At 63.8% G+C, this 17,404-nt stretch carries 17 protein-coding genes; 2 read left to right on the top strand and 15 right to left on the bottom strand.

Translation table 11 applies throughout. The features are described from left to right. Window positions 1-38 precede the first annotated feature (38 nt). The 10 genes from GIB19_RS14195 to GIB19_RS14150 form a co-directional block, all read right to left on the bottom strand. On the bottom strand, window positions 39-1,001 hold the full coding sequence (locus tag GIB19_RS14195; protein ID WP_274886900.1) for an alpha/beta hydrolase: 963 nt from the start codon (window positions 999-1,001) through the stop codon (window positions 39-41). An 87-nt stretch (window positions 1,002-1,088) separates the two neighbouring features. Beyond that, window positions 1,089-2,369, bottom strand: coding sequence for an OprD family porin (locus GIB19_RS14190; RefSeq protein ID WP_186680316.1), 1,281 nt, complete (start codon window positions 2,367-2,369; stop codon window positions 1,089-1,091). A 52-nt stretch (window positions 2,370-2,421) separates the two neighbouring features. Continuing rightward, window positions 2,422-3,291, bottom strand: a complete 870-nt coding sequence (locus tag GIB19_RS14185) for an aldose 1-epimerase (protein WP_274886899.1) — start codon at window positions 3,289-3,291, stop codon at window positions 2,422-2,424. 91 nt (window positions 3,292-3,382) lie between these two features. Continuing rightward, window positions 3,383-4,471, bottom strand: coding sequence for a mandelate racemase/muconate lactonizing enzyme family protein (locus GIB19_RS14180; RefSeq protein WP_186703590.1), 1,089 nt, complete (start codon window positions 4,469-4,471; stop codon window positions 3,383-3,385). Beyond that, a complete protein-coding gene (locus GIB19_RS14175; protein WP_027593633.1) occupies window positions 4,468-5,277 on the bottom strand; it encodes an NAD-dependent epimerase/dehydratase family protein in 810 nt (269 codons plus the stop codon). The genes GIB19_RS14180 and GIB19_RS14175 overlap by 4 nt, the downstream gene beginning before the upstream one ends. Window positions 5,278-5,344: 67 nt before the next feature. Next, entirely contained in the window at window positions 5,345-6,634 is a 1,290-nt protein-coding gene (locus tag GIB19_RS14170) for an MFS transporter (protein WP_274886896.1), read from the bottom strand. 86 nt (window positions 6,635-6,720) lie between these two features. Continuing rightward, window positions 6,721-7,014: a Dabb family protein gene (locus tag GIB19_RS14165; RefSeq protein WP_027593635.1), complete on the bottom strand. Its 294-nt coding sequence runs from the start codon at window positions 7,012-7,014 to the stop codon at window positions 6,721-6,723. Window positions 7,015-7,027: 13 nt separating this feature from the next. Next, window positions 7,028-8,434: an aldehyde dehydrogenase (NADP(+)) gene (locus GIB19_RS14160; RefSeq protein ID WP_274886894.1), complete on the bottom strand. Its 1,407-nt coding sequence runs from the start codon at window positions 8,432-8,434 to the stop codon at window positions 7,028-7,030. Between the two features lie 37 nt (window positions 8,435-8,471). Further along, complete coding sequence (locus tag GIB19_RS14155) at window positions 8,472-8,918, bottom strand: nuclear transport factor 2 family protein (protein ID WP_274886892.1); 447 nt, start codon at window positions 8,916-8,918, stop codon at window positions 8,472-8,474. Window positions 8,919-8,921: 3 nt separating this feature from the next. Next, on the bottom strand, window positions 8,922-9,731 hold the full coding sequence (locus GIB19_RS14150) for an RraA family protein (RefSeq protein ID WP_186703592.1): 810 nt from the start codon (window positions 9,729-9,731) through the stop codon (window positions 8,922-8,924). A 172-nt stretch (window positions 9,732-9,903) separates the two neighbouring features. On the opposite strand from GIB19_RS14150, the gene GIB19_RS14145 reads away from it, so the two are divergent. Further along, window positions 9,904-11,475 (top strand): IclR family transcriptional regulator domain-containing protein, encoded by a 1,572-nt coding sequence (locus tag GIB19_RS14145; protein ID WP_186680328.1) that lies wholly within the window; start codon window positions 9,904-9,906, stop codon window positions 11,473-11,475. A gap of 18 nt (window positions 11,476-11,493) precedes the next feature. Here GIB19_RS14145 and GIB19_RS14140 read toward each other — a convergent pair whose 3' ends face one another. The 3 genes from GIB19_RS14140 to GIB19_RS14130 are packed head-to-tail and all read right to left on the bottom strand — an operon-like array spanning window position 11,494 to window position 12,729. Further along, window positions 11,494-12,135, bottom strand: coding sequence for a LysE family translocator (locus GIB19_RS14140; protein WP_186703593.1), 642 nt, complete (start codon window positions 12,133-12,135; stop codon window positions 11,494-11,496). 55 nt (window positions 12,136-12,190) lie between these two features. Then, window positions 12,191-12,391 (bottom strand): DUF1289 domain-containing protein, encoded by a 201-nt coding sequence (locus tag GIB19_RS14135; protein WP_027593641.1) that lies wholly within the window; start codon window positions 12,389-12,391, stop codon window positions 12,191-12,193. A 20-nt stretch (window positions 12,392-12,411) separates the two neighbouring features. Beyond that, window positions 12,412-12,729 carry a hypothetical protein gene (locus tag GIB19_RS14130; RefSeq protein ID WP_027593642.1) on the bottom strand — a complete coding sequence of 106 codons (318 nt, stop codon included), beginning with the start codon at window positions 12,727-12,729 and terminating at the stop codon, window positions 12,412-12,414. A 313-nt stretch (window positions 12,730-13,042) separates the two neighbouring features. On the opposite strand from GIB19_RS14130, the gene GIB19_RS14125 reads away from it, so the two are divergent. Beyond that, window positions 13,043-14,794, top strand: a complete 1,752-nt coding sequence (locus GIB19_RS14125) for a BCCT family transporter (protein ID WP_099429073.1) — start codon at window positions 13,043-13,045, stop codon at window positions 14,792-14,794. 51 nt (window positions 14,795-14,845) lie between these two features. Here the strand turns inward: GIB19_RS14125 and dddP are convergent, their stop codons facing one another. Next, window positions 14,846-16,192 (bottom strand): dimethylsulfonioproprionate lyase DddP, encoded by a 1,347-nt coding sequence (gene dddP, locus GIB19_RS14120; protein ID WP_274886880.1) that lies wholly within the window; start codon window positions 16,190-16,192, stop codon window positions 14,846-14,848. Window positions 16,193-16,252: 60 nt separating this feature from the next. Beyond that, entirely contained in the window at window positions 16,253-17,281 is a 1,029-nt protein-coding gene (gene proX, locus GIB19_RS14115) for a glycine betaine/L-proline ABC transporter substrate-binding protein ProX (RefSeq protein ID WP_238213105.1), read from the bottom strand. Window positions 17,282-17,404: the final 123 nt, after the last annotated feature.

Raw genomic sequence — 17,404 nt, 5'->3', positions numbered from 1 at the left:
CAGTCTGGCCCCATAATGGCGGGCAGGCAGGTTTTTCGTCAGTGCGCAGATGCCCCGCCGTCGGCGGAATCGAGGGTGCCCTGCGCCCACTGCAGCAACTGTACGGCCATTCGGTCCCAAGCCTGCTCGACCTCAGCCACCCCGAAGGCGCGCAGGCTGGAATGCACCATCCCCTCGCCTACCCAGGCATCGGCCTGCACCCCATGCGCCGCAAGCGCGTCACAGTAGGCGATGCCGTGATCGCGCAGTGGGTCGACACTGGCCACCAACACCCAGGCCGGGGCCAGCCCGGCAAAGTCAACCGCCTCCAACGGCATCGCGCAGGGATCATCACGGTCGGCCTTGACCGGCAGAAACCCTTCTAGGGACTTCATCAGCCCCGTCACCGTCATCATCGGTGCCTCTGCATGCTGCTGCATCGACGGCAACTGCCGCCGGGCAGTCAGTACCGGGTACACCAGCAATTGCCCCACTGGCTGCGGCTGGCCGTCACGGTGCAGTGCCCTGCACAAGCCGGCCGCCAGGGTGCCGCCTGCGCTGTCGCCGGCGACCATCAAGCGGGCCTGGCTGAGGCGCGCATCGACCTGGCCACTGCGCAACGCCGACCACACCTTCAGGCAGTCCTCCAGCGGTGCAGGGTAGGCATGCTCTGGCGCCAGCCGATACTCGACCGCGACGATGGCGATCGGTGCCCGGCGCGCCAGGGCGTAAGCGAACCAGTCGTGGGTATCGAGGTTACCCAGGTCCCAGCCACCGCCGTGCAGGTACAGCAGCGTTGGCCAGCCACCTTCCGGTGCCGGGCCGGCGGGTTGATAGCAGCGCAGGCGCAGGCCCTGCAGGTCGATGTCCTCGATACCCCAGCCTTCAGGCGGTGGCGGTGTGCAATTGCGACAGGCTTGCAGGAATGCCGAGCGTCGGGCGGCCAGGCTGTTGTCGGTCGCGGTGAAACGCTTGCTGTTGTCGATGTAGGCCTGCATGGCGGGGTCCAAGGGCTGGGGCACTGGTGTCTTCCTGGGGGGATGTGAATCGGTTCGGGATTGTTGGGGGCGCGTCGCGAAGGGGCTGCAAAGCAGCCCCAGGCCAAAGGCTCAAAACAGCGGCAAGGTATAGGCAATGATCACGCGGTTTTCGTCGCGCCGCCCGGTCGCATCTCCGCGCAGTTCGACGTTGCGCCAGCGCAACGCCAGGTTCTTCAGCGGCCCGCTCTGGATCACGTAGGTGACATCCAGGTTGCGCTCCCACTCACTGCCATCCTCCCCCGCCACCTTGAAGTTGTCCCCGCGCACATAACGGGCGAACGCCGTCAGCCCCGGTACGCCGAGGGCGGCGAAATCAAGGTCGTAGCGGGCCTGCCACGAGCGCTCCTGGGCACGGTCGAAGCGCAGCACCTGTACGGCGTTGGCAACCCCCGGCAGGTCAGTGTCATGAATGAACGGCAAGGCGCTGTCGCCTGCGTTGTATTGGTAGCCAAGGCGGAACGTCTGGGCCTTGAGGTTGGCGCTGAGCATCGCCGAAGTCATGCGGCTATCGAGATTGCCAGCCTTCTCAGTGCCCGACTCGCCAGTATCGAGGTAGTTGAAAGTGCCGGAAAGGTTCCAGTCGCCTGCCTTGAACGCCTGGGTGCCGGTATACAAGGTTTGCTGGTAGACGTCGGCAAGGCGACCGGTCCACAGCCCCAGCGACGTCTGCGGGGTCGCGCGCCAGGTACCGCCCAAGTAGTCGAAGCGGTCACTGAACACACTGTAGTAGTTGCCCACCTGAATGTCGCGAGCGCCGGCGAACTCGCGCTGGTTGACCTTGCGCATCTGGCCCAGGCCAATATCGAGGTTGTCCAGTTCGCGTATATCGAGCATCGCGCCTTCGAAAAACTGCGGCAGCAAGCGCGCATCGCCGGCGCTGACCAGGGGGATTTTGGGGAACAGACCGCCCACCTTCAACTCGGTTTTCGAATACTTGAATTTGACCGCTGCCGTGGCCTCGGAAAACTCGTCAGCCGAACGCGGGTCAGCATTGCGGGGCCCACCCGCACGGTTGTAGGCGCCCGGCAGCAGCGCCGAGCCACTGCGCGATGGCGATGAATCCAGTTTTAGCCCCAGGCCGGCATAAACGTCCACGCCCACCCCGACCGTGGTGTCGGTGTAACCGGACTCACCTTTGAGGATGAAGCCCTGGGCCCACTCCTCCAGCTTGGACTGCGCAGGCTTGGTGGAGTCGCGCAGGTCGTGGTTGTAGTAGAAGTTGCGCAATGTCAGGTTGGCCTTGCCGTCCTCCAGAAAGGCCGCCTGGGCACACAGTGGGCCCAGCCCGAGCAGCAGCGACAAGGGTTTTGCAGCGCGAGCGAAGCCCGCTCCAGTCGAGGAGAGTTTCATTGTTGTTGTTCTCTTTTATTGTGGGTGTCGGGTACAGCGGTCGGCAAAGTTGTCAGCGTCGCTGCCAGGTAAATTCGAAGGTGGCTTCGAGCCGCTGGCCAGGGCCCAGCACCTGGGTGCCGGTATCGCCCCAGGCCTGTTCAGGCTGGTTGAAGGCATTGGCCAGGTGCGAAACCGGCTCCAGGCACAGGTAGCGGCTGCCGGCCGGGGCAAAGGCAACGAAATGGCTCAGGGGTGGGCTTGCCTGCAGTTTGAGGCTGCCCGCCGGGTAATCGAGTTCCAGTAGCCCATCCCAGCAGGACTGGTAGTGCGCCAACGCCTGTACGTCATCGGCGTCAATCGACACAGGCTGCGTGGCCTGCCGAAAGCCGCCGGTAGCCAGGTACTGATCATCGATCTGCCATTCCCGGCCAACCTGGTAACGTACGTTCAGCCCCGCATGGCGTTGAAAATACGGGTGCAGCCCAAGGCCCGCAGGCATGGGGGAATCCCCCTGGTTGAGCAGCGCCAGGACGATGCTCAAGCGATTGCCTTCGAGCACGAAACGCTGTTCGGCACGAAATGCCCAGGGCCAGTGCTCGCCTTGGTAATCGCAGGCAAGGGTCAACTGCCCGGCACAGGGTTCCAGCACGTGCCACGCCAGTGTGTGCGCCACCCCATGCAAGGTGTGCGGCCGCGCTGCGGGGTGAGCCGGCAATGTATAGGCCTGCCCTGCAAACTGCAGTTGGGCATTGCGAATACGGTTGGAGTACGGCACCAGCGGGTACGCGCCAGCCCGCGGCCAGTCGAGCGGGTCGAAGTGCTCGGCCGAGATCGGCAGCAGCACGTCGAGCCCCTCGGCACGCAGGTGGGCGATACGTCCACCCCAGGCAGGAAGCAGCCCGACAGACCAGGTGGCGTTGCTCAGAACCAACGGTTGCATAGGACCTCCGATGCCCTTTCACGGGCACACGTCGTCCCTGCCGCCGCGCCGTGGCACAGCGGAGGGGAGCAATTACGGGATACGCGCCAGCTCAGCGGCGGTAGCGCTCGGCGACTTGCACGTCGATGTCCAGGCCAAGGCCGGGGCCCTGCGGGATCTGCAACAAGTTGCCCTGGCGCAGTTGCTCGACCGGGTACAACCAGGCCGCCGGTTCGACGAACAGGTACTCCACTTGTGGCACGCGCTGTTGCACCGCCGCCAGGTGCAAGGTGGCGATCAGGCCGGGGCCGAAGTACGGGCAGTGCGGCAATACCACGGCGTTGTGCTGGTCGGCGAGCGCGGCGATGCGCAGGCATTCGGAAATACCCCCGACCTTGGTCACGCTGGGCTGGATCGAATCGACCGCACCTGCCACCAGCGCCTGCTCGAACTGCACGGCAGTGCACCAGTTCTCCCCTGCCGACAACGGCACTCCCTGGCCGCGCAAGCTGGCCAACGTGGCGAAATCTTCCGGTGGGAATATCGGCTCTTCCAGCCAGGCCAGTTGCAGGTCCGCCAATGCTGGCAGCCAGGCGCGGGTGTCCGCAGCCGTCCAGGCGCAGTTGACGTCGGTCGCCAGCGGTATGTCGTTGCCAACGGCGTCGCGGCAGGCGGCGATCTCCGGCAACGTCACCTCATGCAACTTGATGTCACAAAAGCCCATGCGCAATGCCTTTTCGCAGATCGCCGGGGCCACCTCATCATCGGCATAGCGCACCAGGCTGGCATAGGCTGGCACCTGCTCGCGGTGGGCCTGGCCCAGCAGGCGATGCAAGGGCACGCCCTCGCGGCGGGCGGCGAGGTCCCACAGGGCGATATCGACGCCGGAAATGGCAAACATCGTCACCCCATAACGCCCGAACAGGTGCAACCGCAACTGCAGTTCGCGGTTAAAGGCGGCGATGTCATCGACCTGGCGGTGCAGCAGCAGCGGCGCAATCAGGCGATCGATCAGGGCCTTGGTGGCATCGGCGACGAAGTAGCCAAAGGCTTCGCCCCAGCCGACGTTACCCTGCTCGTCTTCCAATCGAATCAGCACGTTTTCCAGCGTGTGCCAGGTGGTCGGCGTGATGCCCAGGCCCTTGCCGCCATCCTGGAAAGGAATTTCCACGACCTGGGTATCGATACGGACGATTTTCATGCTTGCTCCAGAACACTGGCCAAAGGCACACCGGCGTAGGCCCCCCCAACGTGATCGCGGCCAGAGCCTACCGGCGCCATGGCCTCGTAGGCCAGGAAGTCGTCGGCCAGATGATCGCTGGCATTATCCTGGGGGCAATAGCCCAGCGCACGGGCGCGGCGGTTATGGAAGAACGCATCCGGGCACTCCGACACGCCATAGACGATCTCGTGACGCACCTGCGGGTGCTCCAGGCCGATCAGCACCAACTGCGCCAGGTCGCGGGCGCTGGTCCACAAGCGCAGCCGACGGGCGTCGGCCACCTTGGGGTCGGCATTGCCGATGCGCACGACGAATGTGGCCAGGTCGCTGCGCTGCGAAAACATGGCGCAGGCCGCTTCGCCAAACACTTTGCTCAAGGCGTAGTAACTGTCCGGGGCCACCGGGCTGTCGTCGAAATGAGTGGCCGCCTGGCTGTGGTACTGGCCCAGCACATGGTGGCTGCTGGCAAACACGAAGCGCTTGGCGCCAGCCCGTTGCGCGGCTTCGAGCAAGTACAGGGTGGCATGGTAGTTGGGCTGCACAGTGCTCTGAAAGTGTATGTCGGTGCCGTGGGCGCAGGCCAGATGAAGCACCGCGTCAACGCCTTCGGTGGCTTGGCGGACGAAGGCCGGGTCGGTCAGGTCGCCGACCAGCGCAACTTCGCCTGCGTTCAACTCGGTGACCGGCCTGCGGTCCAGCAGGCGCAGGGTGAAACGCTCGCGCAGGTAAGGGCGCAGCGCGGTTCCGACGATACCGGCGGCGCCGGTGATAAGAAGCGTAGGCATGGCGAATTCCCAAAAACGTGTGAAGTGCAGAAGCCCAGCGGGTTGCCCCGCTGGAGATGCCATCAAGTCAAGCGGTAGCGACGGCTGCTGCCTGTTTTGCCGGTTTCTGGCCGACGAACAAGGCGACGATCAAGGCCCCTACAACCCCTAGCGCCGCCGCCAGGCCAAAGCCGCTGGCGTAGGTGCCGGTGGACTGGATAATGAACCCGGTCACGGTCGGCGCAACGATGCCCGAAAGGTTGGCCAGCCCGTGCATGAAACCACCAGCCGTACCGACCTGATGATCGGGCACGGCATCCTGGATCAACGACCAGTAAGCCGGCGCAGTCAGCATCAAGAAGCCGATCGCCACGGTCATGACCGCGACCGTACTGGTCACGCTTTGCACCTGCCCGGTCAAACCGATGCACACTGCCGCAATCAGCAGGCACGTAACCAGCACCACATTGCGCGAAAACAGTTGCTTGCCGGTGCGTTTGAACACCCAGTCGATCAGCAGCCCACCGCAGACGAAGCCGACAGTGCCCACCAGCCATGGCAACGCGGTGACAATACTCATGGCCTTCAGGTCGATGCCCTTGGCGTCGATCAGGTAACTGGGGAACCAGGTCATGAAGAAATACAGAATGTAGTTGTAACAGAACAGCGAGACACCGGTGACCAGCACCGAACGCTGCAGGATGATCTGCAAAACCGGCGTGCGCGGCGCCTCTTCCACGGCGGTCACGGGGGCTTCGCGGCCCTCGTTGATCAGCGCCAGTTCTTCGGCCGAAACCTGCGGGTGTTCCTTTGGCGTGGACGCTGCCATGCGCCACCAGGCAATGGCCCAGAGCACGCCGATCACTGCGATGACCACGAAGGCTACTCGCCAGCCCAGCCACAACGCGAGGAAACCGACGATGGGACCGGCCAAGGCGCCGCCCAACGGGCCGCCCGCTTGGTTGATACCTATGGCGCGGGCACGCTCCTTGATCGGGAACCAGCTGTTCACTGTCTTGTTGGCCGTGGTCGAAACCGGCCCTTCACCTACACCGAACAGGGCGCGAACGATCAGCAGCGACCAGAAGTTGAACGCCAGGGCGGTAGAGCCACACAGCACCGACCAGAAGCTCATGGACCAGGTCAGTACGCGTTTGGGGCCGTAACGGTCGGCCAAGTAGCCACCGACGAAACAGAACAGCGCGTAACCGAAGAAGAAGCTGCTGAAAATCATGCCCTTCTCGGCGGGCGTGAGGTGGTATTCCTGGGTGATGAAAGGCATGGCGATCGACAAGGCAGCGCGATCGACATAGTTGATGATCATGGCCAGAAACAACAGGGTCAGGATCGTCCAGCGGTAGTTCTTTTTCTTGTTCATGTACGACTCCGCCCGGCACCTGTGATGCCGGATCTTTTTTGTTATAGCGCCTGGCCCCGTCAGCGAGCCGGGCGCTGATCAGAGGTCTAGACGCTGTAATCCACCGCTACCCACTCGAAGTACTGTTTAAGCTCGGCGACCAGGGCCTGGTGCGCCGGGTGTGGCAGGTAACGCTGCACGGCCTGGGCATCGTCGAAGCTGGACTCGAGGATGTAGTCCCAGCAGATCGGCCGATCCAGTTCGTTGGCGGCGACTCTCCAGTCGCGAATGAAGTCGATTTCTTCCGTGAGGCCGCGCATCCGAGCCACCAGCCTGCCTTCCAGTTCAGGCTGGGCATCCACCCCGGCCAGCCGGCGGAACAACACGATATGTCGCATCATCGCCCTACCCTCCTCACCCCAGCACCCAGGCCGGTGCGTCCTGCAAGGCGACCGGGCGCAAGAACCGCTCGATGGCCGCAAAACCCACCGAGGTGGTCTGTGGTGCAGTGGAGGCCGGCCATGGCCCGCCATGCTGCTGGGCATGGCACACGGCAACACCGGTGGGCACGCCGGCGAACAATACCCGCCCGGATACCCGCTGCGCAGCACGCAACAACCGGCGGTTGTCCTCGCTGTCGGCGTCCAGGCCCCACAGCGTGGTGGTCAGGGTACCGCCCACCGCATCCAGCACGTCGGCGACCTGGCTGATCGACTGCGCGGTGACGACCAACGCGGCCGGGCCGAACATCTCTTCACGCAAGTGCGCATTGGCAATGAAAGCGGCCGCGTCGGTGGCAAATAGCCGCGGCGCGGGGCCGGCACCCTCGGGCTGCTGCGCGAACAACGGCCGGGCATGCTCGGCCACGCTGGCGGCAGCGGCCTCAAAGCCTTGCTGCATGCCGGGGGTGAGCATACGGTGCGTGCGGATTGGCGCAATGGCTTCGGCCAATTGAGCGATGAAGCGCTGGCTGAGCGGCGAATCCAGCAGCACGATCACGCCGGGGCTTGTGCAGAACTGGCCGCAGCCAAGGGTGATGGAGGCGGCCAGGGTCTTGGCCAGGCCTTCGCTGTCGTGCTGCAGGGCGGATGGCAGCGCCACCAACGGGTTGATCGACCCCAGCTCACCGAAGAACGGCACCGGGCGGGCACGGGCATTGGCCGCCTGCCACAAGGCTTTGCCGCCTTGGTAGGACCCGGTGAACGCCACTGCGGTAATCGAGGGGTGCTGCACCAGGTAGGTACCCGCGGCGCGATTGGGGGCTTCGGCCAAGGTCAGCAGGCCTTCCGGCAAGCCCTGGGCACGCACCACGGCCGCCGCCAAGGTGAATACGGCGCGAGACAGCTCAGGGTGGCCGGCGTGCGGCTTGACCACCACCGGGCAGCCGGCAGCCAGCGCCGAGGCGGTGTCCCCACCGAGCACCGAGAAGGCGAACGGGAAGTTGCTGGCTGAAAACATCGCCACCGGACCCAGTGGCCGCTGGATACGTGACAGCCGTGGGCGGCCAGCGGGAGGAGCCCCCGCCACTGCGGCATCGTCGACTCGGCGGTAAGGCACGCCGGCTTCTACTTCAGTGGCAAAGCCGCGCAGCTGAAACGCGGTACGGGCGACTTCACCGTTGAGGCGTGCCTCGCCCAGCCCGCTCTCACGGTCGGCGATAGCGACCAGGTCCGGCTGGTGCTTCTCCAGCGCATCGGCCAGGCCGCGCAGCAACGTGGCGCGCTGGCTGGCGCTGGCGTCAGCCCAAACGTGCGCAGCGGCAGCAGATTTGGCCACGATGGCGTCGATGGCGGCCAGGTTGGGGTCTTGATGAGAGGTCATTGCTTTACTCCTGAATCGTTCAGTGCAGCCACCGTGCTCAACGAGCCTTCGGCTCCAGGTGATAGCCACGGCCGACGTAGTCGAAATCGACCAGTTCGTTGATTTCCACGTCCTGCTGCGCTGGCGAGGCGTAATAGGCGCGGATTTCCTTGATCAACCCGGTCTGCTCATCGAACAGGTACCACTCGTCCCCACGCACCGCAGTGCCAAGCTTGCGCTTCCAGTGGGTCCACTCGATCACCGCTTCGTCGCTGTCATGGCTGACCAGGATCTTTTCGATGGTCCACTGCGAGCCCAGCTGCTCAACGCACCACACCCATTTGCGGGCGGTGGTGTCTGCGCTGCGCCAAGGGATTTCTGGCAAGCCCGCCGGAAAGTAGTGCACCGCGTCAGGCGTGAAGCAGGACACCAGTTGGTCGTAATCACCTGCGTTGCAGGCAGCGAAATAACGGCGGATCAGTTGCGCATGCTTGTGCTCGGCCATGGTTCAGGCCCCCTGTTGGGTGATGATCGACGGGATCGCCGGGCGGCCAGCGGCAACCCAGGCATGGTAGTCGGAGACCGACGCCGGGCTCGGCGGGTACACGCCCCACAGCGCTTCGCCGGCCGCGATGCGCATGGCCAGGTAGTGCTCGATGTCGTCTTGCACGCTGCACACCTCGGCCATTTCCTCGGCCAGGTGCGCAGGCACCACGGTCAGGCCATCGGCATCACCGACGATGATGTCGCCGGGGTACACGGCCACGCCGGCACAACCGATCGGGACCTGAAGGTCGGCCACGTGGTGGTAGGAGATACGCGTGGTGGCGGTAATTTCCCGGGCATAGGCCGGCAGGTTCATGGCAGCGATCTCGCTGCCATCGCGCAGGGCGCCATCGGTGACGATGGCCTTGGCCCCCCGGGCCAGCAGGCGGGTTACCAGAATATTGCCGGCCGAGGCAGCAGCCGGGTCGTTGCGGCTGTCGATGACCAGCACGTCACCCGGTTGAATCTGCTCCACACCCACCCATTGCAGGTTGTCGTCATTGGGCTTGGTGGTCATGGTCGAATAGGTGTCGATGTCTTCACGGGCCGGGATGAAGCGCATGGTGAAGGCACGCCCGGCGAACGGTTTTACATCACGGGTCATGGCACGCAAGCCAACCAGCGCCGGCTGGCGGAAGCCACGCTTGAACAGTTGAGTGGTCAGCGAGCCGCTGCTGCACGTGGCGAGCTTGGCAAGCACTTCGTCGCTCACCTCGACCTGTTTGGCAGAGACACTCTCGTGGGCATCGGCGTAGTTATGGATGACGGACATTGTTGTAGGTTCTCCTCGCGGGTTCATCCGATGATCGGCCCAGGCGAAATCCCACAATGTGGGACACATAATCGCTTCAAGCCCTGCTGAGGCTGATTCTATGGCGGAAAATCCCGCTGAAAAGAGGCAGACTGTGCCCCTTGGCAACCGAGTTCCAAAGGGTGGGAAAACAATGAAAACGGGTGAAGGCACCGCAGCACTGGAAAAAGCCCTGGATGTGTTGCAGGCCATTGGCGCTACCGCTTCGGGCATCAGCCAGGCTGCACTGGCCGAGCAAGTACCGCTGCCGCGCACCACGCTGTACCGCATCATCGCCACCTTGGTGGAGCGCGGCATGATCCGCCGCGACCCGACCCGCAAGGTCTATCGCCTGGGCTTCAAGTACCTGGAGATGGTCCGTAACGCCTACCTGGAACCTGACCTGGTGGCGGCGGCCAGCGAAGAGCTGCGCGCGCTGCGCGACCTAACCGGGGAGACCTCGTACCTGGCGGTGCTCGATGGCAACCAGGTGTTATCGCTGGAGCGCTGCGAGGGCGCGCATACCCAACGCTCGGCGGCCAGCCTCGGCCAAGGCAAGCCGGTGTACTGCACGGGGCAAGGCAAGGCGATTTTGTCGGCGCTCCCTGCAGCCGCTCGCGATGAAATTCTCAAGGGGCTGGTTTTGGCACCGTTGACCCCTCTGACCATCACTGACCGCCGTCGGCTGCTGGCTGAGCTGCAGATCACCCAGACCCGCGGCTACGCCCTGGACGACGAGGAAATCCGCCTGGGTGTGCGCTGCGTCGCCGCACCGATCGTCGACAAGCAAGGCCAGGTGCGTGGCGCCCTGAGTGTCGCAGGGCCAGCCTACCGGCTGACCCTGGAACGCCTGACGCTGCTCGGCCCTGAACTGGCCGAGGCCGCACGCCGGGTAGGCGAGCAATTGCGCCCCGACAGCGCACCGCAAGCCGCGGGCGAACTCAGCGTGGTACCCGGGCCTTGGGCATTCCATGGCGCGTTTCCGCGCTGGCATGCGGGCCAGAAGCGCTTGTACTGGGCCGACACCCTGGCACCGGCGATCCACTGCTGGGACGGGCACACCAGCCGCCAGCTGACGCGCCTTGACCTGCCGGTACGCGGCATGGAGCTGCACCCCGACGGGCTGCTGGTGGCCCAGGCTGGCGGGTGGTCGTTGGTCGACTGGGAAGGCCATGAGCACCCGCGTCAGGACCTGCTCGGCAGCCGTCTGCTGGCGTTGGCCACGCACCCTTCGGGGGCCTTGTGGGCGTGCGCGAAGACTGCCAGTGGTTGCCTGATCGGCGAACTGAGTGCTGAGGGCGAGTTGCGCCATGGCTGGTCGTTACCGGAGCAAGTCAGTGCTTTCCGCTGGGACGCCAAGGGCTCAGCAGTATATGCACTGGCCCCGGAAGCCGGTGACATCCTGCTGCTGCAGCCGGGCAGCAGCAGCGTGCGCAGGCTCGCCTCGCTGCCACTGGGGGGTGGCCGGCTTGGCGGTTTGGCGCTGGACAGTGAAGGTGGGGTGTGGACCACCCAACTGGACGGTTGGAGCGTGGCACGCTTCGATGCCGACGGTAATCTGGACCGCATGATCGGCCTGCCGGTGCCGTGCCCTACAGACCTGTGCTTTGGCGGGGAAGCAGGCGCTACCTTGTTCATCACCAGTGCGCGGCAGGCCCTGAAGCTCGAAGCGTTGGGCAATGCACCGGACTCAGGATGCCTGCTGCAAATGCATACACGGGTTTGAGGGCCCTGCGGTTAACCTTTACGCGGCCTGACGACGCATGGTCAAAATGGCCGCACCGAAGCCAATGAAGGTCGTCCCCACCACCCGGCTCACCCAGCGCGAAAGGCTGGGCCGGGTCAACACGCCCTTGGCACGCGAGGCCAGCGCGGCGTACAGGGTCAGCGAAACGAGCGACAAGGCGACAAAGATCCCGGTCAGGATCAGGAACTGCGGCAGCAACGCTGCACCCTGATCGATGAACTGCGGGAACAGCGCCGTGAAGAACATGGTCGCCTTGGGGTTGGTCACCGCCGTCAGGAACGCCGATTTGTACAGTTTCATCGGCGTCGGGCGTTGCTTGGCCACCCCTGCCTCCGCCCCCGACTCGAGCATCGGGCCTTTCTTCAACAACTGCCGTGCGCCGAGGTAGAACAGGTACGCGGCACCGATGATCTTGACCGCATTGAAAAGGACTTCAGAGCTGGCCAACAAGGCGCCCAGCCCGAGCATGGCCGCTGCCGACAGGCAGAACAGTCCCGAACCATTGCCCAGCGAGGACCAGACAGCGCTGCGCTGCCCGTGGGCCAGGCTGTTGTTGATCGCCATCAGCGTTGCAGGGCCAGGGCTGGCGATGGCGATCGCAGCGACCAGGGTAAAGGCAAGAAGCGAGTGAGAATCCATTTTCCAGGCTCGATTTAACGTTCAGGGAGTTGAGTGTTGAGGCAACAGACAACGATCAGTCGGTATTCTGCCGTTTCGCGTTCTTCTTGACGATGGCCTTCATCCGCGTGGCCGCGCGCTGCACGGTGGCCATTTTCTCAGGGCGCTTCATGCCGCGCCACTTGCGGATTTCTTCACGGGTGCGGCCACAGCTTACGCACAGCTCGCTGTTGAGCTGGCAAAGCGAGACGCAGGGGTTGTCGATGTCTTTGGCCATTACACGCTCAAGACCAACATTCAGGCCGGCATTTCAGCGCGCACACGTTCGGCGGCTTCTTCAAAGACTTTGCGAAGCTCTTCGGACTTGGCCTTGGTAATCGACTTGGCGGCCAACAGTTCCTCCACCACACGAACGCACTGTGCCTCGGCAGTTTTCAGTTGCTCACGGTCAGAGGCGTCGGCGATATCACCCAGATAAGGAGCAACGAGGTACACGTACCGGTCCTGCAGCTTGAGTGTTTCCAGGGCATCGAGGGCAGTCTGGAACCGTTGGGCAGCGGCAGGGCTCATGCTCAATTTATCGAAATGAATCAGGCTCACACGGTCAGTGGCCATTGACGAATCTCCGTTTCCTGATAAGGCCAGGCTCGCAGGCAGCGCCGCTTCTACGGTGCTCGGGAGTGCGGGCCAGGGTAATGCCCATCAGGGTACCAGAACGCGGGACAAATAGGGCCATCGTGCCCGGAACTAAAAGTATTAAACAGGTCGTTCAATGGATGCCCCACGGCGCATTCGGGACAGGAAGCGCTGTGACTCGCACAGGATAATCGGCCCGGCAAGACTCCCCCGCCGAGACCGTCATCGACCCCGGCAGCCCACAACAACAAGCCTGCATGCACAGGTAAGCCACAAAGGGGCAACACCATTCATGGCAAAGGAACACATTACCGAAACGCTCGACCTTGGCGTGACGGACCCCTCGAAGACTGCAGAAGCGCGCCAGGACCGGCACCTCGAGGGCAAGATCGACTGGATCGTCTTTGGCATCACCAGCATCCTGGCCATCGGCTTCGTCATCTGGGGCTTCATCAGCCAGGCCAGCCTGGCCGCCAGCGCGTCCTCGGCGCAATCCTGGGTCATTCTCAACTTTGGCTGGTTTTTCGTACTTACTTCGACCGTGTTCGTCATCTTCGTGCTGTGGCTGGCCGCCAGCCGCTACGGCAGAATTCCGCTAGGGCGTGATGGCGAAGCGCCAGAGTTCCGTACGGTTTCCTGGGTGGCCATGATGTTCAGCGCCGGTATGGGCATCGGCCTGATGTTCTTCGGCGTTGCCGAACCCTTGTCACATTACGTGTCGCCGCCTCCCGGCTCGGCCACCGGGCAATCGAGCGAAGCCATGCAGGTGGCCATGGCCACCACCCTGTTCCACTGGACCCTGCACCCCTGGGCCATGTATGCCATCGTTGGCCTGGTGATCGCTTACGGCACCTTCCGACGCGGCCGCTCGCAGCTGATTTCCACCGCCTTCCGGCCCCTGATCGGTAAACACGCCAACGGCCCAATTGGCCGTGTGATCGACATGATGGCGATTTTCGCCACCTTGTTCGGCTCTGCCGCCTCGCTCGGCCTTGGCGCCCTGCAGATCGCCGGTGGCCTGGAATACAACGGCTGGATCGAGAGCCCCGGCAAGCTGTTCTACATCTCGATCATCACCCTGCTGACCATCGCCTTCGTCACCTCTGCGGTCTCTGGCATCGGCAAAGGCATCCAGTGGCTGTCCAACACCAACATGGTGCTGGCGCTGGTGCTGGCGGTGTTTGTCTTCCTGGTTGGCCCGACGCTGTTGATGCTCAACCTGCTGCCCACCTCCATTGGCATCTACATCAAGATGCTGCCAGAGATGATGGCCCGCACCAACGCCAGCGGCGGTGAGCAGATGGACAGCTGGCTGGCCGGCTGGACAGTGTTCTACTGGGCTTGGTGGATCTCCTGGACGCCTTTCGTCGGCATGTTCATTGCCCGCATCAGCCGCGGCCGCACCATCCGCCAATTCGTCACCGGCGTGCTGCTGGTACCGAGCCTGGTCAGCCTGGTGTGGTTCACCATCTTCGGCGGTGCCGCCATCGACGCCCTGCGCGAAGGCAGCTTCGCACTGGTCAATGGCGCCGTGAACAGCAACCATGCCCTTTATCAGTTGCTGGACAGCTACCCGCTGGCCTCGGTGACCTCGGTACTGGTGATGATCCTGGTGGGTATCTTCTTCGTCTCCGGTGCCGATGCCGCGTCGCTGGTCATGGGTACCCTGTCGGAGCACGGCACCACCACGCCATCACGGCGCACCGTGATCTTCTGGGGGGCGCTGACCGGCACGGTGGCGGCGATCATGCTGGCGATCGGCGACCCACGCGACCCCGGCGAAGCGCTCACCGGGCTGCAGAACCTGACCATCGTGGTGGCGCTGCCCTTTGTCGTGGTGATGGTGCTGCTGTGCCTGGCGCTGTACCGCGACCTGCGCAAGGACCCGATGATGCTGCGTCACCTGCGTGGCACTGAGCTGATCGAAAAGGCCGTGCTGTATGGCGCGGTGAAACACGGCGAGGAGTTCTACATCGTGGTGCAGGAAAAGAAGTCCGCGAGCAAGCAGGCGCAACCCCTGGCCGACGCCGAGCTGAACGGATAACCCCTACGCTGCAACGACCCGGGGCCGCCAAGCGGGCCCGGGCCGCTTCAGTCACTCGGCGAGAAAACTGTCTTCGAACGGGTAATGGGTCAGCACTTCATACCCCGTCTCCGTCACCAGCAGCTGGTTCTCCAATTTTATCCCGTCACGCCCCCCTACCTCCCCCACATAGGCCTCTACGCACAGCGCCATGCCAGGCTGCAGTTCCCCTTCGTAACCGTAGGCGTCGAAGTCTTCCGGGTAACGAATGCAGGGGTACTCGTCGCATAGCCCCACGCCATGGAACATCACCCCATAACGCTGGGCACGGCAGCTTTCCGGCAGGCGATGCCCGTTACGGGTGAGCTCGGAGAAGCGCACGCCAGGCTTGACCATGTCGGCATTGACCTGGATGTGCTCATGGGCGATTCGATACAGGCGTTTTTGCTCGGCCGTCGGCTCAAGCCCGCCACACATCCAGCTGCGCGACATGTCGACGCAAAAGCCGTACACGCCGATCAGGTCGGTGTCGAACGACAGCAGGTCGCCGTCGTTCAGCACCCGTGGGCCGGACTCCTGATACCACGGGTTGGTACGCGGGCCGGAGCTGAGGATGCGGGTTTCGATCCACTCGCCGCCACGGCGGATATTGCCGCTGTGCAACGCCGCCCAGACGTCGTTCTCGGTTACCCCGGCGCGCATGGCCTGGCGCATTTCAGCGATGGCAGCTTCACAGGAAGCCACCGCGCAGCGCATGGCGAGGATATCATCGGGGCCCTTGATCAAACGCGCGAACTCGGTCACCGCCTGGCCGTTGTGCACCTGCACGCCCAAGGCGTCCAGGGCTCGCAGGCCGGCAACCTCGATGCGGTCCACGGCCAAGCGGCGGTTGTCGCCGGCATGGGTTCGCAGCAGTTCGTCGACCTGGGCACAAAAACGCCGGGCATGGTCGTCGGTACGCTCGCCCGTTTCGAAGTAGAAGAACGACGCGCCACTGCGCAGCTCACGCACCAACGGCAGGTGTGCCGAGAGGTGCTCACAGCCATGAAAATCCCACAGCACCACATGCCCGCTGGCAGCGACGAAACAGGCACGGGCGGGGTTGTGGGTGGTCCACAGCTGCATGTTGGTGCTGTCGGTGGCGTAGCGGATGTTCAACGGGTCGAATAGCAGAATGCCGCCGAGGTCACGGGCCACGAGCTGCTCGCAGATGCGTTGCAGGCGGTACTCACGCATCGTCGCCAACTGCGGCACCTGCAGGCCGAGCGCGGCCCACTCGGCGAACGCCAGAGGGGTCGGGCCGATTTCGCTGCGGTCGTTGTCATCGACCGAGCCGTCGGCCCTGAGCGCGGCAGCACGCTGGCGCGACGGGTCGATACGGCGTGACTGGGCGGGGATCGAGAACGGCGAAGTCATCATGGTGCGAGGGCTTCCTTGATCGTAGTGTTGGAAGAATCACCCACCTGCAAGGTGGCGCCGCTAGTTGCTGGCTTGCACCGCCGTCGCTCGCGCGGCCTGCAGCCATTGATCAAACTGCTGACGATGCGCTGCAATCCACGCCTGGGCGTGGCGCTGAATGTCGCTCAGGTTCTTCTCGCCGTTCTGCATCTTGAGGTTTTGCGCGCTCTCGTCCGCCGCGCTGATCTGCACCAGCGACAGAAACTTCAGTGCCGCCGGGTTCTTGTCGGCGAACCCTCGGTTGAGCACCGCTTCGACCTTGTCCACCGCAAAGCCCAGGTTCTTGCCCTCGAACGTGGTATCGACGCTGTTGCCGCCGCCCGGCAAATCGGTGTTGGGCACTTGCAGCCACACCACGTCGCGCCCCTCCACCATCACCCCGGCCACCCACTGGGGTACCCAGGTGTAATAGAGCACCGGTTTGCCTTCCTTGAAGCGGGTGATGGTGTCGGCCATCAAGGCGAAATACGACCCTTGATTGACGTGCACGGTCTTGTCCAGGTCATAGGCCTTCATGTGGTGGGCGATGACCAGTTCGCAGCCCCAGCCGGGGTTGCAACCGGTCAGGTCGGCCTTGCCATCGCCGTCGGTGTCGAACAGCTTGGCCAGCTCGGGCTTCTTCAGGTCGGTGATGTACTTGATGTTGTATTGATCGGCGGTTTTTTTGTCGATCAGGTAGCCCTGCAACACGCCAGGCATGATATCGCCGGCCTTGACCATGTTCTGGTCGCCGCCGGCCTTCTCGTAGAAGCTGGCGTGCAGCTTGTCCCACAGGTTGACGCTGAAGTCGGCGTCGCCGTAACCGACTGCCAGAATCATCGTGGCGTATTCGGTTTCCTTGGGTTTCTGCACGTTGTAGCCCAATTCGCGCAGGCCCTGCATGGCGATTTCGCCGCGGAAGCGTTCTTCATCCACCGAAGGGAACGACGGGGTGATCTTCACCCCCTCCCCTGGCTTGTCGGTGGAGGCGCTGGCGCCCAGGCACGTCACGGAAAGTGCCATGGCACAAGCGCACTGAAGCAAACGACGGGTGAACGGGGACTCGTACATCTTCGCGTACCTTTTCGGGTTGTTGTCGAGGGTTGCGGCAGATAGAACGCGGTGATTCAGGCGGCCTTGCGCTGCCCTTGTGGTTGCGCCGCGCCACACAGGCGCAGCACCAGGCCCACCGGG

The organism is Pseudomonas sp. ITEM 17296, from assembly GCF_028895205.1.
GTDB lineage: Bacteria > Pseudomonadota > Gammaproteobacteria > Pseudomonadales > Pseudomonadaceae > Aquipseudomonas > Aquipseudomonas kermanshahensis.
The sequence above is the reverse complement of the archived record's forward strand: the minus strand, read 5'-3'. Positions and strand labels throughout refer to the sequence as shown.

Coding starts and splice junctions, on each gene's coding strand:
- GIB19_RS14190 (WP_186680316.1), bottom strand. CDS start 2,369: ATGAAACTCTCCTCGACTGGAGCGGGCTTCGCTCGCGCTGCAAAACCC.
- GIB19_RS14185 (WP_274886899.1), bottom strand. CDS start 3,291: ATGCAACCGTTGGTTCTGAGCAACGCCACCTGGTCTGTCGGGCTGCTT.
- GIB19_RS14180 (WP_186703590.1), bottom strand. CDS start 4,471: ATGAAAATCGTCCGTATCGATACCCAGGTCGTGGAAATTCCTTTCCAG.
- GIB19_RS14175 (WP_027593633.1), bottom strand. CDS start 5,277: ATGCCTACGCTTCTTATCACCGGCGCCGCCGGTATCGTCGGAACCGCG.
- GIB19_RS14170 (WP_274886896.1), bottom strand. CDS start 6,634: ATGAACAAGAAAAAGAACTACCGCTGGACGATCCTGACCCTGTTGTTT.
- GIB19_RS14165 (WP_027593635.1), bottom strand. CDS start 7,014: ATGATGCGACATATCGTGTTGTTCCGCCGGCTGGCCGGGGTGGATGCC.
- GIB19_RS14160 (WP_274886894.1), bottom strand. CDS start 8,434: ATGACCTCTCATCAAGACCCCAACCTGGCCGCCATCGACGCCATCGTG.
- GIB19_RS14155 (WP_274886892.1), bottom strand. CDS start 8,918: ATGGCCGAGCACAAGCATGCGCAACTGATCCGCCGTTATTTCGCTGCC.
- GIB19_RS14150 (WP_186703592.1), bottom strand. CDS start 9,731: ATGTCCGTCATCCATAACTACGCCGATGCCCACGAGAGTGTCTCTGCC.
- GIB19_RS14145 (WP_186680328.1), top strand. CDS start 9,904: ATGAAAACGGGTGAAGGCACCGCAGCACTGGAAAAAGCCCTGGATGTG.
- GIB19_RS14140 (WP_186703593.1), bottom strand. CDS start 12,135: ATGGATTCTCACTCGCTTCTTGCCTTTACCCTGGTCGCTGCGATCGCC.
- GIB19_RS14135 (WP_027593641.1), bottom strand. CDS start 12,391: ATGGCCAAAGACATCGACAACCCCTGCGTCTCGCTTTGCCAGCTCAAC.
- GIB19_RS14130 (WP_027593642.1), bottom strand. CDS start 12,729: ATGGCCACTGACCGTGTGAGCCTGATTCATTTCGATAAATTGAGCATG.
- GIB19_RS14125 (WP_099429073.1), top strand. CDS start 13,043: ATGGCAAAGGAACACATTACCGAAACGCTCGACCTTGGCGTGACGGAC.
- dddP (WP_274886880.1), bottom strand. CDS start 16,192: ATGATGACTTCGCCGTTCTCGATCCCCGCCCAGTCACGCCGTATCGAC.
- proX (WP_238213105.1), bottom strand. CDS start 17,281: ATGTACGAGTCCCCGTTCACCCGTCGTTTGCTTCAGTGCGCTTGTGCC.